This window comes from Streptococcus intestinihominis, from assembly GCF_046824975.1.
Lineage (GTDB): Bacteria > Bacillota > Bacilli > Lactobacillales > Streptococcaceae > Streptococcus.
Genome location: NZ_JBKQBL010000001.1, coordinates 437943 through 443387, shown reverse-complemented (window position 1 = coordinate 443387; position 5445 = coordinate 437943). Strand labels below are relative to the sequence as shown.

Here is a 5445-nt window from a genome sequence, read left to right as displayed (position 1 = left end):
TTCCATTCTTAGGGGATAACATCGGTCACCTTTCTCCAAACGAACAATTGGTTCGTGGAGTAAATGGTATCGGTACAAACGTTGACTTGCTCAACTCATTGACACCGTACAAACAACCAATCTATTACTATGTCAAACAAAAACCAGTTGAAGTTACTCCAGAAGTTGAAAAACAATTGGAAGGACGTGTCTTGACAGATGGTGAGTTTACTTTCAAATTAACAGAAGAGAAAAGTACTCCAGACAAGCACGAAGAAACAGTTACCAATAAAGATGGTAAAGCTACATTTAGCAAACTTACCTTTACTAAAACTGGTACTTATAAATACAAGATCACTGAACAAAAGGGCTCTGATACAAACGTTGACTACGATGCAATGACAGTTACGATGACTGTTAATGTAACTGAGAACGCTCAAGGTGATTTACAAGCTGCAGTTAAATACAGTGCTGAAGGTGGATTCAAATCAAGTGCTGATGATAAGATCTTCAACAACTATGTTGTAGCACCAGTTAAAACTAAATTCGACTTCACTAAGAAATTAGCTGGACGTGAGCTGAAAGACGGAGAATTCAAATTCGTTCTTAAAGATGCAAACGGACAAGAAGTTGAAACAGTAACGAACAAAGCAGACGGAACTGTAACATTTACAGAATTATCATTCGACAACTCTAAAGTTGGTACTCACACTTATACTGTAGAAGAAGTTATCCCTGCAGCTAAAGAAGCTGGAATGGTATATGATACTATGAAAGCAACAATCACTGTTGAAGTTGCTAAGAACGGTCATACTCTGACAACTGTAACCAACGTATCATCAACAGGTGGGGTAGATGCGAATGGTAATGCAACTGATGGAACAGCGGATAAAGAGTTCAACAACAAGATCACTCCTCCGGAAACACCTGAGTTCCAACCAGAAAAATTCGTCCTTAACAAAGAAAAATTTGACCTAACAGGTACAAAATTAATGGATGACGACGATGAGCTTCAGGATGAGTACACAGAAACAAATGCAAATCCATATGCTGACTTGTCTAACAACAACGAAGCAGAAAACATCAATACCAAGACTGTTGAGCGTGGTGATAAATTAGTTTACCAAGTATGGTTGGATACTAAGAACTTCACTGACAAGAACAACATCCAATCTGTAGGTATCTCTGATACATACGATGCAGATAAGTTGACTGTCAACAGTGCTGATATCAAGGCTTATGACAGCGAAACAGGAGTTGATGTAACATCTAAATTTGATATTACAGTAGCTAACGGAGTCATTACAGCTACATCTAAATCTTCTATGAACAAATCTTTAGGTGATGCTGATAACACTCAAGTTATCGACACCACTAAATTTGCATTTGGTCGCTACTACAAATTTGATATCCCAGCTACAGTTAAAGCTGATGTTCCTGGTGGAGTAGACATCGAAAACAAAGCCAACCAAATCGTTCACGTTTACAACCCAGTAAGCAAATCTGTAGAAACTCCAGAAAAACCAACTCAAAAACGTGTAAACTCTGTACCAATTACTGTAGAATTCAACTTCACAAAACGTTTGGAAGGTCGTGAGCTTAAAGCGAACGAATTCAGCTTCGTACTTAAAGATTCAACTGGTAAAGAAATTGAAACTGTTAAGAACGATAAAGCAGGAAACGTTAAGTTCTCAGCATTGAAATTCAAAAAAGGTGAAGAAGGAGCTCACAAATATACTGTTGAAGAGGTAGCGGGAACAGACACAACTGTCACTTACGATACAATGAAAGCAGAAGTAACTGTAACAGTATCTCATGACGGCACAGCGAAAGCATTGGTTGCTAACGTAACTGAACCAGCTGACAAAGAGTTCAACAATACTGTAACTCCTCCAACAGAACCTAAGTTCCAACCAGAGAAGTATGTATTGAATAAAGAGAAATACTCTATCACTGATAACAAGCTTCTTGATGATGATGCTGAGTTGGCAGACAAGTACGCAGATACTAATGCGAACCCATACGCAGACCAAACTAACAACAACGAAGCAGAAAACATCAATACCAAGACTGTTAATCGCGGAGATAAGCTTTACTACCAAGTATGGTTGGATACAACTAAATTCTCAGCTAACAACAAAGAAAACGTTCAATCAGTAGGAATCACTGATGACTTCGATGAAACGAAAGTTGATGTGGATGGTTCAGCCATCAAGGCTTACGACTCAGTAACTGGTGACGATGTAACAAACAAATTCGACATCAAGGTTGAAAATGGTGTGATGACTGCAACTCTTAAAGCTGGCTTCACTAAGTCACTTGGTGATGCAGAAAACACTCAAATCATTGACACAACTAAATTTGCATTTGAACGTTACTACAAATTTGATATCCCAGCAACTGTTAAAGCTGACGTTGCAGGTGGAGTAGACATCGAAAATACTGCGGCTCAAGTAGTCAACTACTACAACCCAACAACTAAGAAAGTTGAAAAACCAAACAAACCAACTGAAAAACGTGTTAACAACGTACCAATCTCAGTTGAATTCAACTTCACTAAGAAATTGGAAGGCCGTGAGTTGAAAGCTAACGAATTCAGCTTCGTTCTGAAAGATTCAACTGGTAAAGAAGTTGAAACTGTGAAGAACGATGCGTCTGGTAACGTTAAGTTCTCAGCTCTTACATTCAAGAAGGGTGAAGAAGGCGTTCATAACTACACAGTAGAAGAAGTTAAAGGAAGCGACGCAACCGTTACCTACGACTCAATGAAAGCAAATGTAACCATCACAGTTTCACACGATGGTACAGCTAAAGCTCTTGTGGCAAATCTTGGAAATATTGCAGATAAAGAGTTCAACAATACAGTAACTCCTCCTACAGAACCTAAGTTCCAACCAGAGAAGTATGTATTGAATACAGAGAAATACTCTATCACTGATAACAAGCTTCTTGATGATGATGCTGAGTTGGCAGATAAGTACGGAGATACAAATACTGATCCATATGTTGACAAAGACACCAACAATGAAGCAGAAAACATCAATACGAAGACTGTTAAACGCGGTCAAAAATTAGTTTACCAAGTATGGTTGGATACAACTAAATTCTCAGCAACTAACAAAGAAAACATTCAATCTGTAGGAATCTCTGATAACTACGATGAAGCGAAGTTGGAACTTGATGTTACTAAGATCAAAGCTTATGATTCAGTATCTGGTAATGATGTAACAGATAAATTTGATATCGTTGAAAACAACGGAGTGATCACTGCAACTCTTAAAGCTGGCTTCACTAAGTCGCTTGGCGATGCAGAAAATACTCAAGTTATCGATACAACTAAGTTTGAATTTGGACGTTACTACAAGTTTGATATCCCAACAACAGTTAAACAAACAGTTAAAGCTGGTGTAGATATCGAAAACACTGCTGCACAAGTAGTCAACTACTACAACCCAACAACTAAGAAAGTTGAAACTCCAGAAAAACCTACTCAAAAACGTGTTAACAACGTACCAGTACCAGTAGAATTCAACTTCACTAAGAAATTAGAAGGTCGTGAACTTAAAGATCAAGAATTCAGCTTCACACTTAAAGATGCCGATGGTAAAGTTCTTGAAACTGTGAAGAACGACGCTGACGGAAAAGTTAAATTCTCAGCTATTGAGTTCAAGAAAGGTCAAGAAGGAACTTACAACTACACAGTAGAAGAAGTTAAAGGAAGCGACGCAACTGTTACTTACGATACAATGAAGGCTGCAGTGAAAGTCACAGTATCACATGATGGAACAGCTAAAGTTCTTGTAGCTACTGTTGGCGAAATCGCTGATAAAGAGTTCAACAACCGTGTAACTCCTCCAGAAGAACCTAAGTTCCAACCAGAGAAATACGTTGTTTCTGAAGAGAAATTCGATATCACAGGTGACAAACTCGTTGATGATGACAAAGAATTGGCAGACAAGTACGCAGATACAAATGCGAACCCATATGCGGACGATGCATCTAACAACGAAAAACAAAACTTGAACACCAAGACTGTGAAACGTGGCGACAAGTTGGTTTACCAAGTATGGTTGGATACAACTAAATTTGACGCAGCTAACAAGGACAATATCCAATCAGTAGGAATCTCAGATGACTACGATGAAGCGAAATTGGAACTTGATTCTACTAAGATCAAAGCTTATGATTCAGTAACAGGCGCAGAAGTAACCGATAAATTCGATATCGCTGTGGACAACGGTGTGATTACTGCAACTCTTAAAGCTGGCTTCACTAAGTCACTTGGTGATGCAGAAAACACTCAAATCATTGACACAACTAAATTTGCATTTGGACGTTACTACAAGTTCGACATCCCAACAACAGTGAAAGCTGATGTACCTGGTGGTGTAGATATTGAAAACACTGCAGCGCAAGTAGTCAACTACTACAACCCAACTACTAAGAAAGTTGAAAAACCAAGCAAACCAACTGAAAAACGTGTAAACAACGTTCCAGTTGAAGTGGAATTCAACTTCACTAAACGCTTGGAAGGCCGTGAGCTTAAAGCCAAAGAATTCAGCTTCGTTCTTAAAGATTCAACAGGTAAAGTTGTTGAAACAGTAAGCAACGATGCGGCTGGTAACGTTAAGTTCAAAGCTCTTGAATTCAAGAAGGGTCAAGAAGGCGTTCACAACTACACAGTAGAAGAAGTGAAGGGTACTGACGCAACCGTTACATACGACACCATGAAAGCGAATGTAACAGTAACTGTTTCTCACGATGGAACAGCTAAAGTTCTTGTAGCTACTGTTGGTGATATCGCTGATAAAGAGTTCAACAACCGTGTAACTCCTCCGGAAGAACCTAAGTTCCAACCAGAGAAATACGTTGTTTCTGAAGAGAAATTCGATATCACAGGCGACAAGCTCGTTGATGATGATAAAGAGTTGGCAGACAAGGTCGCAGATACCAATGCGAACCCATATGCGGACGATGCATCAAACAACGAAGCTCAAAACTTGAATACGAAGACTGTGAAACGTGGCGACAAGTTGGTTTACCAAGTATGGTTGGATACAACTAAATTCTCTGAAACTAACAAAGAAAACATCCAATCAGTAGGAATCTCAGATGACTACGATGAAACTAAATTGGACCTTGACGCTACTAAGATCAAAGCTTACGATTCAGTAACAGGCGCAGAAGTAACAGATAAATTCGACATCACAGTTGAAGGTGGAGTAATCACTGCAACCCTTAAAGCTGGCTTCACTAAGTCACTTGGAGACGCAGAAGATACTCAAATCATCGATACAACTAAATTCGCCTTCGGACGTTACTACAAGTTCGACATCCCAACAACAGTTAAAACTGATAAAGATGATGTACCTGGCGGAGTAGATATCGAAAATACTGCGGCTCAAGTAGTTAACTACTACAACCCAATGACTAAGAAAGTTGAAAAACCAAGCAAACCAACTGAAA

Annotated in this window: 1 protein-coding gene; it reads left to right on the top strand. The window is 39.0% G+C overall.

The window, feature by feature from the left end:
• The coding region (locus ACLOR3_RS02295) for an SspB-related isopeptide-forming adhesin (protein ID WP_412036992.1) at positions 1-5445 on the top strand (5445 nt) is incomplete at both ends.